At 63.1% G+C, this 17,805-nt stretch carries 15 protein-coding genes and 6 tRNA genes; 17 read left to right on the top strand and 4 right to left on the bottom strand.

What is annotated here, in order from left to right; genetic code table 11:
- The 5 genes from ACZK3J_RS04255 (at window position 1) to ACZK3J_RS04275 (ending at window position 4,189) form a co-directional block, all read left to right on the top strand.
- The gene (locus ACZK3J_RS04255; protein WP_032129081.1) at window positions 1-1,005 is read left to right on the top strand and encodes an isocitrate dehydrogenase; all 1,005 of its coding nucleotides are present in this window, start codon (window positions 1-3) and stop codon (window positions 1,003-1,005) included.
- Between the two features lie 131 nt (window positions 1,006-1,136).
- The gene (locus ACZK3J_RS04260) at window positions 1,137-1,547 is read left to right on the top strand and encodes a hypothetical protein (protein ID WP_134952126.1); all 411 of its coding nucleotides are present in this window, start codon (window positions 1,137-1,139) and stop codon (window positions 1,545-1,547) included.
- Between the two features lie 161 nt (window positions 1,548-1,708).
- Window positions 1,709-2,452 carry a cysteine hydrolase family protein gene (locus ACZK3J_RS04265; protein WP_478476435.1) on the top strand — a complete coding sequence of 248 codons (744 nt, stop codon included), beginning with the start codon at window positions 1,709-1,711 and terminating at the stop codon, window positions 2,450-2,452.
- Between the two features lie 53 nt (window positions 2,453-2,505).
- On the top strand, window positions 2,506-3,414 hold the full coding sequence (locus tag ACZK3J_RS04270) for a LysR family transcriptional regulator (protein WP_478476436.1): 909 nt from the start codon (window positions 2,506-2,508) through the stop codon (window positions 3,412-3,414).
- 25 nt (window positions 3,415-3,439) lie between these two features.
- A complete protein-coding gene (locus tag ACZK3J_RS04275; protein WP_149909503.1) occupies window positions 3,440-4,189 on the top strand; it encodes a sulfite exporter TauE/SafE family protein in 750 nt (249 codons plus the stop codon).
- A 60-nt stretch (window positions 4,190-4,249) separates the two neighbouring features.
- Here ACZK3J_RS04275 and ACZK3J_RS04280 read toward each other — a convergent pair whose 3' ends face one another.
- Window positions 4,250-5,008 carry a Bax inhibitor-1/YccA family protein gene (locus ACZK3J_RS04280; protein WP_032129086.1) on the bottom strand — a complete coding sequence of 253 codons (759 nt, stop codon included), beginning with the start codon at window positions 5,006-5,008 and terminating at the stop codon, window positions 4,250-4,252.
- Between the two features lie 180 nt (window positions 5,009-5,188).
- On the opposite strand from ACZK3J_RS04280, the gene ACZK3J_RS04285 reads away from it, so the two are divergent.
- Both ACZK3J_RS04285 and ACZK3J_RS04290 read left to right on the top strand, forming a co-directional pair.
- A tRNA-Pro gene (locus ACZK3J_RS04285) sits at window positions 5,189-5,265 on the top strand.
- A 39-nt stretch (window positions 5,266-5,304) separates the two neighbouring features.
- Window positions 5,305-5,381 (top strand) — tRNA-Arg (locus tag ACZK3J_RS04290).
- Between the two features lie 1,168 nt (window positions 5,382-6,549).
- On the opposite strand, the gene ACZK3J_RS04295 is transcribed toward ACZK3J_RS04290, so the two are convergent.
- From ACZK3J_RS04295 to ACZK3J_RS04305, 3 genes are all read right to left on the bottom strand, one after another.
- Window positions 6,550-7,458, bottom strand: a complete 909-nt coding sequence (locus tag ACZK3J_RS04295; protein WP_478476437.1) for an SEL1-like repeat protein — start codon at window positions 7,456-7,458, stop codon at window positions 6,550-6,552.
- A 227-nt stretch (window positions 7,459-7,685) separates the two neighbouring features.
- Entirely contained in the window at window positions 7,686-8,180 is a 495-nt protein-coding gene (locus ACZK3J_RS04300) for a hypothetical protein (RefSeq protein WP_478476438.1), read from the bottom strand.
- A 9-nt stretch (window positions 8,181-8,189) separates the two neighbouring features.
- Window positions 8,190-9,110, bottom strand: coding sequence for a hypothetical protein (locus ACZK3J_RS04305; RefSeq protein WP_071228867.1), 921 nt, complete (start codon window positions 9,108-9,110; stop codon window positions 8,190-8,192).
- A gap of 435 nt (window positions 9,111-9,545) precedes the next feature.
- Between ACZK3J_RS04305 and ACZK3J_RS04310 the strand changes: the two genes are divergently transcribed.
- The 10 genes from ACZK3J_RS04310 to lon all read left to right on the top strand — a co-directional run bounded on the left by ACZK3J_RS04310 (window position 9,546) and on the right by lon (window position 17,674).
- Window positions 9,546-9,770 (top strand): hypothetical protein, encoded by a 225-nt coding sequence (locus ACZK3J_RS04310; RefSeq protein ID WP_049422622.1) that lies wholly within the window; start codon window positions 9,546-9,548, stop codon window positions 9,768-9,770.
- A 168-nt stretch (window positions 9,771-9,938) separates the two neighbouring features.
- Window positions 9,939-10,015, top strand: a tRNA-His gene (locus ACZK3J_RS04315).
- 79 nt (window positions 10,016-10,094) lie between these two features.
- Window positions 10,095-10,170, top strand: a tRNA-Lys gene (locus ACZK3J_RS04320).
- 198 nt (window positions 10,171-10,368) lie between these two features.
- Window positions 10,369-10,444 (top strand) — tRNA-Lys (locus tag ACZK3J_RS04325).
- Window positions 10,445-10,886: 442 nt separating this feature from the next.
- Window positions 10,887-11,252: a hypothetical protein gene (locus tag ACZK3J_RS04330; protein ID WP_100437401.1), complete on the top strand. Its 366-nt coding sequence runs from the start codon at window positions 10,887-10,889 to the stop codon at window positions 11,250-11,252.
- A gap of 139 nt (window positions 11,253-11,391) precedes the next feature.
- Window positions 11,392-11,476: transfer RNA gene (locus ACZK3J_RS04335), tRNA-Leu, on the top strand.
- Between the two features lie 189 nt (window positions 11,477-11,665).
- Window positions 11,666-12,961, top strand: coding sequence for a trigger factor (tig, locus tag ACZK3J_RS04340; protein WP_049400909.1), 1,296 nt, complete (start codon window positions 11,666-11,668; stop codon window positions 12,959-12,961).
- Between the two features lie 76 nt (window positions 12,962-13,037).
- Window positions 13,038-13,664 (top strand): ATP-dependent Clp endopeptidase proteolytic subunit ClpP, encoded by a 627-nt coding sequence (gene clpP / locus ACZK3J_RS04345; protein WP_004146318.1) that lies wholly within the window; start codon window positions 13,038-13,040, stop codon window positions 13,662-13,664.
- Window positions 13,665-13,790: 126 nt separating this feature from the next.
- Entirely contained in the window at window positions 13,791-15,080 is a 1,290-nt protein-coding gene (gene clpX, locus ACZK3J_RS04350) for an ATP-dependent Clp protease ATP-binding subunit ClpX (protein WP_049463494.1), read from the top strand.
- 143 nt (window positions 15,081-15,223) lie between these two features.
- Window positions 15,224-17,674: an endopeptidase La gene (gene lon / locus ACZK3J_RS04355; protein ID WP_478476439.1), complete on the top strand. Its 2,451-nt coding sequence runs from the start codon at window positions 15,224-15,226 to the stop codon at window positions 17,672-17,674.
- Window positions 17,675-17,805 lie beyond the last annotated feature (131 nt).

Here is a 17,805-nt window from a genome sequence, read left to right on the forward strand (position 1 = left end):
ATGACGCAGAAAATTACGGTCATCCGCGGCGACGGCATTGGCCCGGAAATCATGGACGCTACCCTGTTCGTGCTCGACCAGCTCAAGACTGGCCTGGAGTACGAAGACGCCGACGCCGGCCTGGTGGCCCTGGAAAAGCACGGCGACCTGATGCCGGCGGTGACCCTGGAATCGATCGCGCGCAACAAGGTCGCGCTGAAGAGCCCGCTGACCACCCCGGTCGGTGGTGGCTTCACCTCGATCAACGTCAGCCTGCGCCGTCACTTCGACCTGTACGCCAATGTGCGTCCGGCCCACACCTTCCCGAACACCAAGTCGCGTTTCGACAACGTCGACCTGATCACCGTGCGTGAGAATACCGAAGGTGCCTACCTGGCCGAAGGCCAGGAAGTGTCGGCCGACGGCGAGACCGCCTTCTCCGGCACCCGCATCACCCGCAAGGGCTCCGAGCGCATCGTGCGCTACGCCTTCGAGCTGGCCAAGAGCACCGGCCGCAAGAAGGTCACCGCCGTACACAAGGCCAACATCATCAAGTCGACCTCGGGCCTGTTCCTGAATGTCGCCCGTGAAGTGGCTGCGCAGTACCCGGACATCGAATTCCAGGAAATGATCGTCGACAACTGCTGCATGCAGCTGGTGATGCGTCCGGAACAGTTCGACGTGATCGTCACCACCAACCTGTTCGGCGACATCATCTCCGACCTGTGCGCCGGCCTCGTCGGCGGCCTGGGCCTGGCCCCGGGTGCCAACATCGGCAAGGACGCGGCGATCTTCGAAGCCGTGCACGGCACCGCGCCGGACATCGCTGGCCAGGGCAAGGCCAATCCGTGCGCGCTGCTGCTGGCAGCCGCGCAGATGCTGGACCATGTCGGCCAGCCGGAAAATGCCGAGCGCCTGCGCAAGGCCATCGTGGCGACCATGGAAGCCAAGGATTCGCTGACCGGCGACCTGGGTGGCACCGGCACCACCATGAGCTTTGCCCAGGCCATCGCCAGCCGCCTGTAAGCGGCGGTCGTTCCGGCTGGAGATCGTCTCGGCGATGTCCAGTCCGGGCCTGCATGCGTTGAAGACGGGCCGTCCTTGTACGGCCCGTCTGCGTTTTCAACTGCGGTTTTTCACCGACAGGATTTTTTCAGATGCCTGAGGCGGCCGTGTGGGTCGTGGCGGCCGTTGCCGTCTATGTTGTCGGCGTGGCGATCTACGCCATCTTCTACTGGCCGTGGTCCCGCGCCCAGCGCGCGCTGCGCCGCCTGCGGACGCAGGGGGCGCCCCTCCGCAGCATGCAGGAGGGCGAGGCGCGCATCCTGCGGTTGATCGAATTTCCGGCAGGGTCGCCTGTGTATCTGCTCGAAGGCAGCTGTGCCGAGTTCGTGATCAGGAGCAGGATCTCTCCGGCCCAGCATGTGCAGACCCTGGCCGGCGTCCCAGTGAAGTATCCGGCGGGCCTTGCACGTGCCGTGCGCGCGGGCAGCAATACCGCCGAAGTGGTGCTGGGTCGTGACCACGCGATGATCGTGCGACTCAATGGGGTCAAGCTGGCCCAGTAGCGTCGAGCCATGCTCGACTGCTCCTGCGTAGTCGAGCATGGCTCGACGCTACAAGGACATTCTGTGCGAAATTTGCACAGATCATGTGCTTTTACATGGCTGGTTCGTGCGCCGTCCGCTCCGCATCATGTGCCCACTTTCCACCGCACAGGAGCTTGAACATGAACCTCACCGCCTTTGGTCTGGCCAGCCTGATCGGCATGGCCACCGTTACCCCCGTCACCGCTGCCGAACCGGCCCATCCCACCATCCGCCACATGGCTGGCGCACCCGTTGTGGCTTCGCTGGATGCGGCGAAGACCGCCGTGCTGGTGATCGACTTCCAGAACGAATACTTCGACGGCAGCGCTGCGCCGGGTTTCGCCGGTGGCCGTATGGTCATCCCCGATGGCTTGGCCGCACTGCGGCAGGCGAAGCGGGTGGTCGAGTTCGCCGATGCCCACGGCATCCGCGTGATCCATGTACAGCACGTGTTGCCGGCGGGTGCGCCGCTGTTCGCGCAGGGCAGCGTCAATGCCGCCTTCCATCGCGACCTGCAGCCGCGCAAGGGCGAGACCGTGGTGCAGAAGGACAACGTCAGCGTGTTCGCCGGTGACTCGGCCGCAGTGCTCGACCAGGTGCTGAAGGATGCCGGCATCGACACCCTGATCGTCACCGGCCTGCAGACCCATGCCTGCGTGGCCGGTGCCGCCCGCGATGCCGCAGCGGCACCGCGTGGCTACCGCGTCATCGTGTCGTCCGATGCAACTGCCAGCCGTGATCTGGATCTTGCCGGAGGCCAGCGCATCGGTCATCGCGCGCTGCATGACGCCTCGCTGGCGCAGATTGTGGACACCTTCGGCGATGTCATGGCGACTGACGCGATCCTGGCACTGCCTGTGCGCAAGGCCGGCGACGGCGCTTGATAAGCTGACGGGGCCCGCACGCCGCGGGCCCCGCCACCTGGAGCTGCCCGCCGATGGACCATTTCGCCGCCCTGCGTGCGCTGCGCGCCATCGTCGATGCAGGCAGTTTCACCGCCGCCGCCGAACGACTGGGTACCACCCATTCGGCGATGTCACGGCAACTGCGGCAGCTGGAAGAACATCTGCAGGTTCGACTGCTCGATCGCAACAGCCGTCGGCTGTCACTGACGGAAGCCGGTCGCGACTACTACCGCGAGGCGGCAGCGCTGCTGGATCGCCTGCAGGAAGCGGATGACCGCGCACGCGCAGGGCAGGCGCAGCCCAGTGGCATCGTGCGGATCAGCGTGCCGCAGGTGGTCGCCAGCCAGGAGTTGCCGCATTGGTTGCCGTCGTTCCTGCAGCGCTACCCACAGGTCACGCTGGATCTTTCCGCCGACGACCAGCTGGTTGATGTGGTCGGGGGTGGCTTCGATCTGGCCCTGCGCATCGCGCCTTCCTTGCCGGACAGCCAGCTGGTCGCCCGCGAGCTGGCCAGCTGCCCACGCATCCTGGTCGCCGCACCGGCCTATCTGGCGCGGCACGGTCTGCCCCGGCAGGCTTCGGACCTCGCACAGCACACGCTGCTGGGTTTCAGTCCCACAGCGGCGATGTCGCCCTGGCAGCTGCAGGGACCACGCGGTGCCGCCGCGAGCATCGAGGCGGGGCAGCGCCTGCGGGTGGATGCGACGCCAGCGTTGTACGCCGCCGCGCTGGCTGGCATGGGCATCAGCCTGTTCACTGCGCTGACCGTGCAGGAGGACCTGCGTGCCGGCCGCCTGATCCGCGTGCTGCCCGCCTGGCATGCCGGGCAGCGACGCTACTTCGCGCTGTATCCGCATGCGCGGGCATTGGCGCCGAAGGTGCGTGCGCTGGTCGAGCACCTTGCGGCGCACTACGCTGCACAGGTGGGCGCGGCAGGATAGTCGCGCGGCTGCAACCGGGGTGGTGATGGAGTCGGTGTATCTGCTGGTCGCGCTGGGCGCGATCGTCGCCGGATTCGTGCAGGGCCTGTCCGGCTTCGCCTTCGGCATGGTGGCGATGTCGTTCTGGGCGTGGGGACTGGAGCCGCGGCTGGCGGCGACGCTTTCGGTGTTTGGTGCGCTGGTCGGGCAGCTGGTCGCAGTGTTCACCGTGCGCCGCGGTTTCAACCTGCGCCTGCTGCTGCCGTTCGTGCTGGGTGGGCTGGCCGGCATTCCGCTGGGCGTGACGGTGCTGCCACGGCTGGACATGGACTGGTTCAAGGCGCTGCTGGGTGGCTTCCTGGCGCTGTGGTGCCCGGTGATGCTGATGGCGCGCTCGTTGCCTCCGGTCCGCGTCGGCGGCCGTATCGGTGATGCGATTGCTGGCATGGCCGGTGGCGTGCTCAGTGGCATCGGCGGCTTTGCCGGGCCGGTGCCGACGTTGTGGAGCGCCCTGCGAGGCTTCGGCAAGGACGAGCAGCGCGCGGTCATCCAGAACTTCAACCTGGCGATGCTGGCGGTGACCATGGCCACCTATGTCGGCAGCGGCCTGGTGAGCCGGCAGATGTTGCCGTACTTCGCCATCGTGGCACCGGCCATGCTGGTGCCGACCCTGCTGGGCGCGCGGGTCTACATCGGCATCAGCGAGGCACGCTTCCGGCAGGTCGTGCTGGGCCTGCTGACCGCGTCAGGCATCGCGTTGCTGGCGTCGTCGCTGCCGGTACTGCTGGCGCGCTGAGGGAAGAACGAAAAAGGGCGCCACGAAGGGCGCCCTTTGTCGTCTACGGCATGTTTCGGCTCAGCGCTGCTGGATCTTCGACAGCAGGCGCAGGAATTCAACATACAGCCAGACCAGGGTCACCATCAGGCCGAATGCGCCATACCACTCCATGTACTTCGGTGCACGCTGGGCGACACCGGTTTCGATGAAGTCGAAATCCAGCACCAGGTTCAGCGCGGCCACGACCACCACGAACAGGCTGAAAGCAATGCCCAGCCAGCCGGAGTCGTGGATCACCGGCACGTCGATGTTGAAGAAGCCCAGCACGAACGACGCGAGGTAGAGCAGGGCAATGCCGCCAGTGGCGGCGACCACGCCCATCTTGAAGTTCTCGGTGGCCTTGATCAGGCCGCTGCGGTACGCGAACAGCAGCGCGAACAGGGTGCCAAAGGTCAGCAGCACCGCCTGGAACACGATGCCCGGGAACTTGGCGTTGAACACGGCCGAGATGGCACCCAGGAACAGGCCTTCCACCAGCGCGTACATCGGTGCGGTGACCGGCGACCATTCCTTCTTGAACACGGTGATCAGCGCCAGCACGAGGCCGCCGATGGCGCCGCCCATGGCATACAGCCTGGCACCGGGCAAGACCTGGCCGTAGTCGCCGATGGTCTGGTTCCAGGCGAAAGCGGCCGTTAATACGGTCAACAGCAGCAGGAAACCGGTCTTGTTGACGGTGCCGTTGAGGGTCATGGCCTGGTCGGGGCTGGTCACCACCGAGCCACTGGCGAGGTCGAGGAAGGTGGACTCGGAAAGAGCCGGGTTGCCGCTGCGCATACGCGTTCTCCGTGCGAATGAGGGTCAGGACGGCCATCCGGCCGATGGGCGTGAGCATAGCCGATGACTGCTTTCGGCGTTGTGGCAGGCGCCGGATCTACGCATCCTGCGTTGACAGTTCCCAATGCGCTTGGCGACAATGACCAACTCCCCGGGCCTGACCCGAGGGGATTGCAAGACCGGGGTATAGCGCAGTCTGGTAGCGCGCCTGCTTTGGGAGCAGGATGTCGGGGGTTCGAATCCCTCTACCCCGACCAATCCCACATCACGTCGGATTGGACACCGTTCCGGTTCGGGCGCCCGTAGCTCAACTGGATAGAGCACCGGCCTTCTAAGCCGGCGGTTACAGGTTCGATTCCTGTCGGGCGCGCCATTGGAATCAACTAGTTACGCAGTTTTCTATGCCTCGTTCTGCGGGCGTCCGGAATTGGCTCCGGAATTGAGCGTCACTTGTGTTTGGCCCCACGGTGGCCGCCCAAGGCGTCAAGTAGGCTAAGCAGGAAGCCGATCGAGCCCACGTAAACGGCGTCCTCGTCATCGTCAGGGTCGAGTTCGAAGCCGATCTGCGCGACTAGGCGTATAAACTCTGCGCGCAACCGATGAAGATTGACGTCCGTAAGGCGCGGGTGTGGTCGATGTGCTTCGGCAGGTTGGGTGCGGCTTTGCTGGGGCATGCCATGGTGCTGCTGTTGTGAGTCCTTTCAGACCAGCGAAGCGGGATAGCGTTCGTTCTCGAAAGCGGGTTTGATGAGGCCCAGTGCCTCGTTCAGGGCGAAGTTTGTTGTCAAGATGCTGCCTTGGCCGTCGTACTGGACGCGGATGTTCCGTTGTCTCGCCCAGCGCTCGACGCTGGCAAGCCGAGGGCGTTTCCCAAGTCGGACGCCGGCTGGGGCCAGACTTCGCCCATATGCTATTCCGCCCAGATCGAAGCCGCCCAAAAGAAGTCGTCTGGCAAACAACTGGCGCGCTGGTAATTGAAAAGGCGGCCCAAGAAGGCCGCCCATCTACTCAATCTCCGCCACTTCAATTCTCGTGGGTAGGAGGGCGAGTTGGCTTTGGCGGGCCAGCGGGACCAGTAGTTACGGTCCCAGTCCGGCCGCCACTGCCGTAGCTGCCGCCGCCTACGTCGGCACCGCCACCCCTGCCGACGCCTTGACCGCTCCCATAGCCACTGCCTGAGCCCACGCCGTTTCCATTTCCACCAGACGGCAGCGGCGTAGTACTGGCCTGGGCCTCATATTTGACTCCCATGTATCCGTCTCCGCCCACGGTAACTTGATAGCCAACACAAGCAGTTCCGTTGCACATTGTTATGATGTCCCCGGGGACTATCCATAGAGACTGAATGGCAACCAGTCTGTTGAAGCTTGCTATGGCGAGGCCAAGCTCATTTGAAGTGTGTGCGTCGATTCTGGGATAGCCAAGTGCGCAGTCATTACAGGGATAAGTTCCGATGTTTCTGGTTCCTTGCACCTGTGCGTGCACATACACTGTTGCTCCTAGCAGAAGGACCAAGAAGATTGCTGCCGTAAGCCTGATCTTCATTTCCTGCTCCTCTGTGCCAGCGTAGCGGCCAGTTGATTGGCCTTCCTTAGATCAGACGGAGTCATGGACTGCGCCATCATGTCCAATATCTGGTCGTTGCCACCGATAGGGATCAGCTGCCCCGCAGCTTTCTTGTAGGCATAGGCAAGGATCGGGTCCTTCGGCGTAATGATGCCGCGCTCATACGCAGTTCCCAGAGTGAAAAGCCCATCCGGGTTGCCGGTGTCAGCTACACTTTTTATGTAGCGATATGAGTCTTCATTGAACTGCTTAACTTTTTCGGCCGATACGATTTGTTCTTGCTGATCACCAACGATGATGTCCTGGTAGTTGTAGTAGGCCAGCCTCGCGTAGGTGTCCCCCCCTTCCGCTGCCTCCCTCAGCCACCGTGACGTTTCCTTTAGTGCGTCGCCTGGAATGCCCTCGCACTGCTTGAGCTTTTCTTCAGTGAAAGCAAGAGAGCTCAATTGCTGATCGGCCAGGAATTGCTCTCGTGTCTTCCCGCTGGCTTTGAGGATATCTGGAGAGACTTGGCTATTGGAGTAGTCAATGGGCCTCTCTGGCTGCATTGCAACGCGGCATTCGTTGAGTATCAGGAACAGCTGTCGTTTTGCTTCCAGATCTCCAGCTTCTGCTCTATTGCGAAGCGACGGATACAGGTCTTTCACTGGAACATCTGGTACGCGCTGTGCAGATTGGAGGTCGGCATCGACTGCTGTCGATCTTGGAGTGACACTTCGAATCTCTGCCGATGCCGCGGGTGCTTCATTCGCCGATGCATCGCCAACGTGCTGAACATCATCATTTTTATTGGAGCATGAGGTGACCATGCCGGCGATGAGTGCGAACTTTGACAGGCATGCGCACTGGTAGATAAGGCTGTACTTGGGGGAGGGATGTGGCATCGGGCTCTCCGTACGCGCCGGTGGGTAGATGGGCAAGCATGCTGTCCCGAACATCGCAACATTCAGTCAGCTTCCGCAATAGGTAGACATCCAGCTCCCTTGCAGGGAGAAGGGCTGTAGAGGCCAAGTCCTGCTTTGCTGCGCTGACGCAAAGTCGAGTCAGGCTCGATCCTGTTCATGTTGTATGTCGCGATGGGTGCACTCTGGTCGAGTGCACCCCGGATGGATCACATCTGTTCCAGTTCGCCCACCCGCACCTTGCCGCCACCGCCGCAGTTGCCGTGGCAGCCGCCGCTGATCGGGCCGCTGCCGCCGCCACCACCACTGCCGCCACCACCGCCGCCACCACCACCACCGCGGGAGTTGGGCGGGAGGACGGTCGAAATCACTTCGCCGGAGTCGAAACCTGCACCTCGCCACGTGTAGTTGACGCAGGAAATACCGTTGCAGACGGTCAGGACATCGCCGGTCTGGACGCGCGTCTGGGCTGTCCAGACCGTGGTCCGGCCGGCATTGAGATTCTTGACCTCTTGGGAAAGCTGCTGGTTGGTCACCGGATCGGGATACGGGGTTGTCAGCGTGCATCCGGCGGTGCAGTTGATGACGCCAGGAAGCTTTTTCGCTTGAAGGCTCCCGGCCGCCATGAACAGCAGCACGCCTGCAATGGCGGGAATGGAGTTTCTACCAAGCGAAGGGATAATCCCAATCAGTCTAGCTTTCACAATAGGTCCTTATCGTGGGATGCAACAGTTCTTGAAGATTTCGTTCGATGAAATGCGGGCTTTCTCTTTCTCTTGGCTGCTCAGGTTTTTCTCATGGTTGGCAATGTCATCGGTGGTGGCAAAACGTGGGTCCAGCCGGTTGAGGACGCGGGTGTACGCCAGGGCCGCAACGGGATCCGCAGGAACGATGCCGCCATAGGTGTAGGCCATCGCCATGTCGCTGATGACATTGACGTTCCCTTGTGATTCCAGTTCGCGCAGATATCCGGTGGCGGTGTCCTTCCACGCCTCGAGCGCCGCGGGATCACGGATTGCGTCATCAAGCGAACCGATGACTTTCTCCGGCGATCGCGAGTAGGCGCGCATCGCTTCCTGCGAGCCCATGGCGGCGGCCTTCGAAAGCCAATCGGCGTGATAGATGTCCTGATCCAGAGCCAGCGACTCACACTCTTTGAGGATTCGTTCCGACCGCTCCAGGAACCAGTTGCCGGCCCCGACCGTGGTGGCCGAATCCGCCAGCTTGTCAGCGCGATCCGAGATGAAGGTCTGGCATTGCTCGATGGTTCGATAGATTTCGTAGGTTGCCGTGGCATCTCCGGATTCGGAGCGCAGCATCAGTTGCTTGACGTGGGCAAGCGCGTCACCGGGAGGCCGGAACTCATTGCCTCTTACGATTTCGTAGGCCTTGGGGCCCACGGCCTTGTACGAGCCCGGCGGGATTTTGTTGTCCCGCTCAAGCCTTTGCGCGGCCGCCGCACCTGACGCCGGAAGCTGCCTTCCCTGGTCAGGCCGTTCATCGAGGCTGCCACTCTTCCCGGATTCCTCTGCCGTGGCATCCGCAGTTGCCTGCTGCCGGTAGCCGGACATTGCAACGGCTGCCACTGCCAGCACGGCTGCCAGCGCGACGAATCCGATTAGCCGCTTGCTCATCTATTGATCTCACCTTCATTGCAGGAATCGGCATGGTTGCAAACGCGCGCCCTGCGTTCCATGTCCTGCAGCTAACGTTGTATGAATGGATCTCCCCCATCCCTATTTGAGATTCATTCACGATTTGTTCACTAAGCGTTCATGCTCTCGGGGCGTGCCCGACGACGGGCGGGCTGTTCGCCAGCGCCTGACATCCGATGCGTGCGGCACGCGCCTTCTCTAGCTCGGGATGGATGCAGATTCGAACGGCGTGGGTGAGGTGAAGCAGGTGCTGGTCGAAGTACATCGGCGGCGCAGGCGCCAACGGCGGCTTACCTTCTGCCGCGGTGCTGTCGCCTTGCGGGCGTTTGCTGGCCTGCTGATGGGGGTGACGGCCGAACGCAACACGTCGTTCGATGTGATCGAAACGATGTCGCCGATGGACAGTTGCGACCGATGTTCTGGGCCGACGATGAGCGCTTGCACGCGCAGGGTGTGCAAGCGATTACCCGTCGAGTGCTTCTTGGCAGGACGCAGTCGCGCAACGTGATGTTTCAGTTGCTCGACGGAGCGGGCCAGCCACGCCTGCAGCTGCAGGTCACGCCGAAAGGGGAGGCCACGCTGTCATTCCTGGATGGGCATGCGGACATCGCGCGCGTGACCTCGGCGGAGCAGCATTGATCTCCTGTTCCGGCCCCTGCACATCAATGTGAAGAAGTGCTTGCAATTCCTTCGCGACTCCCGGAAAATGCCGGACTCGCTTCGGGGGACGGACTTCTGGTTCCACCCGCTAGCAAAGCATCAAGGTCCAGCGTCAGCCTCATCGGCGGTGGAGCGAAAGTTTCAGTGGTGGCTGTAGCTCAGTTGGTTAGAGTACCGGATTGTGATTCCGGTGGTCGGGGGTTCGAATCCCCTCAGCCACCCCACTGATTCAACCGCATCGGCGCAGCCGAAACGGTATTGCAATAAACAGAAAGCACGCTAAAATGTGCGTCTGAGTTTCACGGGCCGTTAGCTCAGTTGGTAGAGCAGTTGACTCTTAATCAATAGGTCCAAGGTTCGAATCCTTGACGGCCCACCAAGACAGAAGCCACCTGGTATCCCAGGTGGCTTTTTTCTTATAAGTGTGACTACCATCGTTTCGATGGATCACGGGTTGCAGAGCCCCGCTTGGCCGTGGATCTGCAATGCAGCGGGACCGCAGTGCTGGTTTCAACGATGTTGAAAAAAGTGCTTGCACCCACCGAGCGGATCGGGTCATAATTCGCGCCCCGATTTCGGGCTGTTAGCTCAGTTGGTAGAGCAGTTGACTCTTAATCAATAGGTCCAAGGTTCGAATCCTTGACAGCCCACCAGACGAAAGCCGCTTGGTTCGCCAAGTGGCTTTTTTCTTGTCTGTGCGCCGGGTTGGGCGTGCGGATGTCTGTGCGCTGGCTGGTGTGGAGCCCCCTTGAGTCAAGGGGGCGCGGCAAAGCCGCGGGGATGTGGGGGCTGATGAAGTGGGGCCCGCGGTTTGCCGCGCAAAGCGTGGGGCTGCGGCGCGAATGCGCGGCAGCTTCCCACTTGGTTCGCCAAGTGGCTTTTTTCTTGTCTGCGCGCCGGGTTGCGCTTCATCCACGCATGGTGTGGATCTGCTGAAACGGCGCATGGCGTGAATCTACTGAAGCGATGCTGAAATCAGGGACATACGCGTCATCAGTGTTTTCAATGCTGTGCGCTGCTTCTCACCGCATCGCGTCCTGTATCGCACCCAATGGATCTTCCGCGCCGATGGCGCATGCACGAAGGAAGATGTAGATGGCTGATATCAATCGATTGCACCGCACGCTGTGGGTTCCCTTCGCGTTGATGGCGCTGGCGGCCTGCGCACCAGCCAATGATCCCGCGAAGACCGTTGAACGCGATGCGGGCACGGAGAGCACTCCGGCGCGCCCGGTGGGTGACGCCATGCAGATGCAGCCGGCTCAGCCTGCGGAAGCGGAGGTCCTGCCTGACGCGGTGGATGTGCAGCGCAATGCGGACGGTTCGGTGGATGTGCGCAAGGCCATGCCGGAGTCGGTGGCTCTGCGGCGCACCGATGACGGGGGCGTGGAGATCCGCAAGGGGGAGGCGCCCGCCGAACATGCAGGCATGGCACCGGCCCGCGCTGTATCGCAGCAGTAAGCCGCAGTCGTCCTGGCGGGTGGTGCGCCCGCCGGGGCGGCAGCGATGCAGGGGCCGCGCGCATCGCGGCAGATTCAGTTTTGTGCAGGCCTTCCGCTTCCAGCCCCCGCCTGCGACAATGAACGCCTGAGCCGGCCACGCGAAAGTGGCGGAATTGGTAGACGCCCTGGATTTAGGTTCCAGTGCCGCAAGGCGTGGGGGTTCGAGTCCCCCCTTTCGCACCAGTGCCGGCCTGTCCCCGCCCTGATCGGGCCATCTGCGCCCCCTTGACCGGCACGCGCTGGCAGTGCAGGCCGAATTGGGCGAAACTAAAGGGCTGCGGCAAGCAGGCGCGTCCCAGACGTCGTGTCCTTACAACCGTTTCATCCCAATCATCGAGCCGGGGGCGTGGGCCACCGGTGGCAGGAGTCAACATGCAAGCTTCGATCGAATCCACCGGCAACCTGGAACGCCGCCTGAGCTTCTCGCTGCCGGAAGAGCGTCTGCAGAGCCACATCGTCGGCCGCCTGGGCGAAATCGCCCGTACCACCCGCATCAAGGGTTTCCGTCCGGGCAAGGTGCCGGCCAAGGTGATCGAGCAGCGCTTCGGCGCGCAGGTCCGTGGCGAGGCGCTGGACGGCCTGCTGCGCGAAACCTTCGATGCCGCCGTGCGTGAGCACGACCTGCGCATCGTCGGCAGCCCGCGCATCGACAAGGGCGACGAGGGTGAATTCTCCTTCGTGGCCACCGTGGAAGTGGTGCCGGACTTCGGCGACATCGACGTCAGCAAGCTGACCGTCGTGCGCCACAGCGCCGAGATCACCGACGCCGACATCGACCAGATGATCGAGAACCTGCAGAACCAGCGTCGTACCTGGGCCCCGGTCAGCCGTGGCGCGCAGGACGGTGACCTGGTCGCGGTGGAAACCTGGTCGCAGGCCGGCGAAGAGCGCCTGCCGGCCGAGGGCACCGAGAAGGGTTCGATCGTGCTCGGCCAGGGCATGATGTTCGACACCATCGAAAAGGGCCTGGTCGGCCTGGCCAAGGGCGAAGAAAAGACCCTGGACGTCGAGTTCCCGGCTGACTGGCGCGTGCCGGTGCTGGCCGGCAAGACCGTGCAGGTCACCGTCAAGGTCGCCGAAGTGTCCGAGCCGGTCGTGCCGGCGGTCGACGAAGCCTTCATCAAGAGCTTCGGCGTGAAGGGCGGCGACGTCGAGCAGTTCCGCAGCGACATCCGCGCCAACCTGGAGCGCGAGCTGAAGGGCGCTCTGATGAACCGCCTGCGCCGCGAAGTGGGCGAGCAGCTGATCGCCGCCTATTCGTCGGTGGAAATGCCGCCGCGCCTGGTCGAGAACGAAGCCCGCGCCATGCTGGCCCAGCAGGTCGAGCAGATCCGCCGCAACGGCCAGAACGTCGGCGAGATCCCGGCCGATGCCCACGAAGGCTTCAAGGAAGCGGCCGCCAAGCGCGTGCTGGTCGGCCTGCTGGTCGGTGAAGTGGCCCGCATCAACGACCTGCGCCTGGAAGCCAAGCGCCTGAACGAAACGATGCGTCTGATCGCTTCGACCTACGAAGAGCCGGAACAGGTCATTGAGATGTACCGCAACGACCCCCAGCTGATGTCTGGCCTGCAGAACCGTGTGATGGAAGAGCAGGTGATCGACTGGATCGCCGAGCGTGCCCAGCACACCGAAGAGAAGCTGTCGTTCCAGGACGCGATCCGCCAGTAAGCCCGGGCGGATCACCGGATGCCCCGCGCCTTTGCCGGCGCGGGGTTGTTGCCCCCCAAGATAGGTACCTCACGTAATGGACAACCGAACCAAAGCCCTGAACCTGGTTCCGATGGTGGTCGAGCAGACCAGCCGCGGCGAGCGTGCCTACGACATCTATTCGCGCCTGTTGAAGGAGCGCCTGATCTTCCTCGTGGGCCCGATCGACGATCACATGGCCAACGTGGTGGTGGCGCAGTTGCTGTTCCTGGAGTCGGAGAACCCGGAAAAGGACATCAACATCTACATCAACTCGCCGGGTGGCGTGGTCACCGCCGGCATGGCGATCTACGACACCATGCAGTACATCAAGCCGAATGTGAGCACCACCTGCATCGGCCAGGCCGCCTCGATGGGCGCCCTGCTGCTGGCCGCGGGCGAAGCTGGCAAGCGCTATGCGCTGCCGAACTCGCGCGTGATGATCCACCAGCCGCTGGGTGGCTACCAGGGCCAGGCCACCGACATCGACATCCACGCGCGTGAGATCCTGACCCTGCGTTCGCGCCTGAACGAGGTGTTGGCCAAGCACACCGGCCAGTCGCTGGAGACGATCGCCCGCGACACCGAGCGCGACAACTTCAAGAGCGCCTTCGAGGCGCAGGCCTATGGTCTGGTCGACCAGGTCCTGGAGCGTCGTCCGGACGAGTCGATCCAGGCCGGCTGACCGGCCATCACGGGGCCAGGGAGGCCCCGTTCCTGCAGGGTCGGGCGGGACTGGTGTCCCCTCGGCCCTGTGCTATTCTCGAATCGAACCCCCGTTCAGCGGGTGGGGTAACTGGGTAAGCGAAGCATGAGCGAAGACCGCCAAGGTCGTTCCACGGACACCGGCAAGATCCTCTACTGCTCTTTCTGCGGCAAGAGCCAGCATGAAGTGCGCAAGCTGATTGCGGGTCCGAGCGTATTCATCTGCGATGAGTGCGTGGAGCTGTGCAACGACATCATCCGTGAGGAACTTGAGGAAAAGGCGCAGTCGGCGCGCAGTTCGCTGCCCAAGCCGCGCGAGATCCTCGAGGTCCTCGACCAGTACGTGATCGGCCAGAACCGCGCCAAGCGCACGCTGGCCGTGGCCGTGTACAACCACTACAAGCGCATCGAGAGCCGGCAGAAGAACGACGACGTCGAACTGGCGAAGTCGAACATCCTGCTGGTCGGCCCGACCGGTTCGGGCAAGACCCTGCTGGCCGAGACCCTGGCCCGCCTTCTCAACGTGCCGTTCACCATGGCCGACGCCACCACGCTGACCGAAGCCGGTTACGTGGGCGAGGACGTGGAGAACATCATCCAGAAGCTGCTGCAGAAGTGCGACTACGACGTCGAGAAGGCGCAGCAGGGCATCGTCTACATCGATGAAATCGACAAGATCTCGCGCAAGAGCGAGAACCCGTCGATCACCCGCGATGTGTCCGGCGAAGGCGTGCAGCAGGCCCTGCTGAAGCTGATCGAAGGCACCGTGGCCAGCGTTCCGCCGCAGGGCGGCCGCAAGCACCCGCAGCAGGAATTCCTGCAGGTGGACACCAAGAACATCCTGTTCATCTGCGGCGGCGCGTTCGCCGGGCTGGACAAGGTGATCCAGGCCCGTTCCACCGACGTCGGCAGCATCGGCTTCGGCGCCAAGGTGAAGAGCAGCGAGCGCAAGCAGGAAGTGGGCAAGGTGCTGGCCGAAGTCGAGCCGGAAGACCTGATCAAGTTCGGCCTGATTCCCGAGTTCGTCGGCCGCCTGCCGGTGGTGGCGACCCTGGAGGAGCTGGACGAGCCGGCCCTGATCAAGATCCTGACCGAGCCGAAGAACGCCATCACCAAGCAGTTCAAGAAGCTGTTCGAGATGGAGAACGTCGAGCTGGAGTTCCGCCCGGACGCGTTGTCGGCCATTGCCCGCAAGGCGCTCAAGCGCAAGACCGGTGCCCGCGGCCTGCGTACCATCGTCGAATCGGTCCTGCTGGACACCATGTACGACCTGCCGTCGCAGGAAAACGTCAGCAAGGTGGTGGTGGACGAGTCGGTGATCGAGCACAAGTCCGAGCCGTACCTGATCTACCAGTCCCCAGCGGCCCCTGAACAGAAGGCCGCAGGCGCCGAGTGATCCTTCCAGGTTGTTGATTGGAAAGGATTTTCAAGGAATGCCTTGCATCTGAAAGCCGATGGCCCCATAACGGGGCCATCGGCTTTTTTTGTCTCCGGAAGATGCCCTCCCGGAGGCGGTTTTCCCCCTTCCCTGGAGCCCCCATGGCCCGTTCCCCAAGTGAAACCCTCGACCTGCCGGTCCTGCCGCTGCGCGACGTAGTGGTGTTCCCGCACATGGTCATCCCGCTGTTCGTCGGCCGTGACAAGTCCATGCACGCGCTCGAACAGGCAATGGAGGCGGACAAGCGCATCCTGCTGCTGGCGCAGAAGTCGGCCGAGACCGACGACCCGCATGCGGCCGACCTCTACCAGGTCGGTACGCTGGCGCAGGTGCTGCAGTTGCTGAAGCTGCCCGACGGCACCATCAAGGTGCTGGTCGAAGGACTGTCGCGCGTGCAGGTCACCCACGTCGACGAGCGCAACGGCTCGCTGCACGGCCAGGCCGTGGAGATCGACGCCACCGACGAGCGCGAAGCACGCGAGGTGGAGGCGATCGCCCGCTCGCTGATGTCGCTGTTCGAGCAGTACGTGAAGACCAATCGCAAGCTGCCGCCGGAGCTGCTGCAGACGTTGTCGGGCATCGATGAGCCGGCCCGCCTGGCCGACACCATCGCCGCGCACATCAGCGTGCGCCTGGCCGACAAGCAGCGCCTGCTGGAAACGCTGGCCGTGGGCGACCGCCTGGAAATGCTGGTCGGCCTGGTCGACGGCGAGATCGACGTGCAGCAGATGGAGAAGCGCATCCGCGGGCGCGTGAAGTCGCAGATGGAGAAGAGCCAGCGCGAGTACTACCTCAACGAACAGATGAAGGCCATCCAGAAGGAACTGGGTGACCTGGACGACGCACCGGGCGAGCTGGAAGAACTGGCCCGCAAGATCGCCGAAGCCGGCATGCCGAAGGCCGTTGAAGCCAAGGCGCGCAACGAACTGAACAAGCTCAAGCAGATGTCGCCGATGTCGGCTGAAGCGGCCGTCGTGCGCAACTACCTGGAGTGGTTGCTGGGCGTGCCGTGGAAGAAGCGCAGCAAGGTGCGCAAGGACCTGAAGGCCGCACAGGACACCCTCGACGCCGACCACTACGGCCTGGAGAAGGTCAAGGAGCGCATCCTTGAATACCTGGCGGTGCAGTCGCGCGTGAAGCAGATGAAGGGCCCGATCCTGTGCCTGGTCGGGCCGCCGGGCGTGGGCAAGACCTCGCTCGGCCAGTCCATCGCCAAGGCTACCAACCGCAAGTTCGTGCGCATGTCGCTGGGCGGCGTTCGCGATGAAGCCGAGATCCGTGGCCACCGTCGTACCTACGTTGGTTCGATGCCGGGCCGCATCGTGCAGAACCTCAACAAGGTCGGCAGCAAGAACCCGCTGTTCGTGCTCGACGAGATCGACAAGATGTCGATGGACTTCCGTGGCGATCCGTCGTCGGCGCTGCTGGAAGTGCTCGACCCGGAGCAGAACAACGCGTTCAACGACCACTACCTGGAAGTGGACCTGGACCTGTCCGAAGTGATGTTCGTGGCCACCTCGAACTCGCTCAATATTCCCGGCCCGCTGCTGGACCGCATGGAAGTGATCCGCATCCCCGGTTACACCGAGGACGAGAAGCTCAACATCGCGACCCGCTACCTGGTGCCGAAGCAGATCAAGGCCAACGGCCTGCAGCCGGAAGAGCTGGAGATCGGCAGCGATGCGATCCAGGACATCGTGCGCTACTACACGCGCGAATCGGGCGTGCGCAACCTGGAACGCGAGATCGCCAAGGTCTGCCGCAAGGTGGTGAAGGAGATCGCGCTGGCCGGCCCGCAGCCGGTGAAGGCGAAGAAGGGCGCGAAGAAGTCCAAGGCGCTGGTGAGCGTGTCCAGCAAGAACCTGGACAAGTACCTGGGTGTGCGTCGCTTTGATTTCGGCCGCGCCGAGGAAGAGAACGAGATCGGCCTGGTCACCGGCCTGGCGTGGACCGAAGTCGGTGGCGATCTGCTGCAGATCGAATCGACGCTGGTGCCGGGCAAGGGCCAGCTGATCCTGACCGGCCAGCTCGGCAACGTGATGAAGGAATCGGCTTCGGCGGCGTTGTCGGTGGTGCGTTCGCGCGCCGTGGGCTTTGGCATCGACAGCGACTTCCTGCAGAAGCACGACGTGCACCTGCACGTGCCCGATGGTGCCACGCCGAAGGACGGACCGAGTGCCGGTGCGGCAATGGTCACCTCGCTGGTGTCGATGCTGACCAAGGTGCCGGTGCGTGCCGACGTGGCGATGACCGGTGAGATCACCCTGCGTGGTCGTGTCACCGCCATCGGTGGCTTGAAGGAGAAACTGCTGGCCGCACTGCGCGGTGGTATCCGCACGGTCATCATTCCGGAAGAGAACCGCAAGGACCTTGCAGACATTCCGGCCAACGTCACCCGCGATCTGGAGATCGTGCCGGTGAAGTACATCGAAGAAGTCCTGGACCTGGCGCTGGAGCGCCCGCTGGCACCGAAGAAGGCGCGCAAGAGTGCGCAGCGTGTCACGGTGCGCAGCAAGGCCAAACCGAGTGGAAGCGCGCGCGTCAAGCATTGACGCGCGCTGTCCGATGGCCCGAAACCCGCGTCGTTGCTGGCTTTCCAGCTTGCGTGGGGGTAGGGCCACTGGTATAAAAGCAGCACTCGCGAATGAGTGATCGCTGTCAGCGATGACTGAATCGGCGAACC

The organism is Stenotrophomonas sp. 86428_Sma (assembly GCF_056481585.1).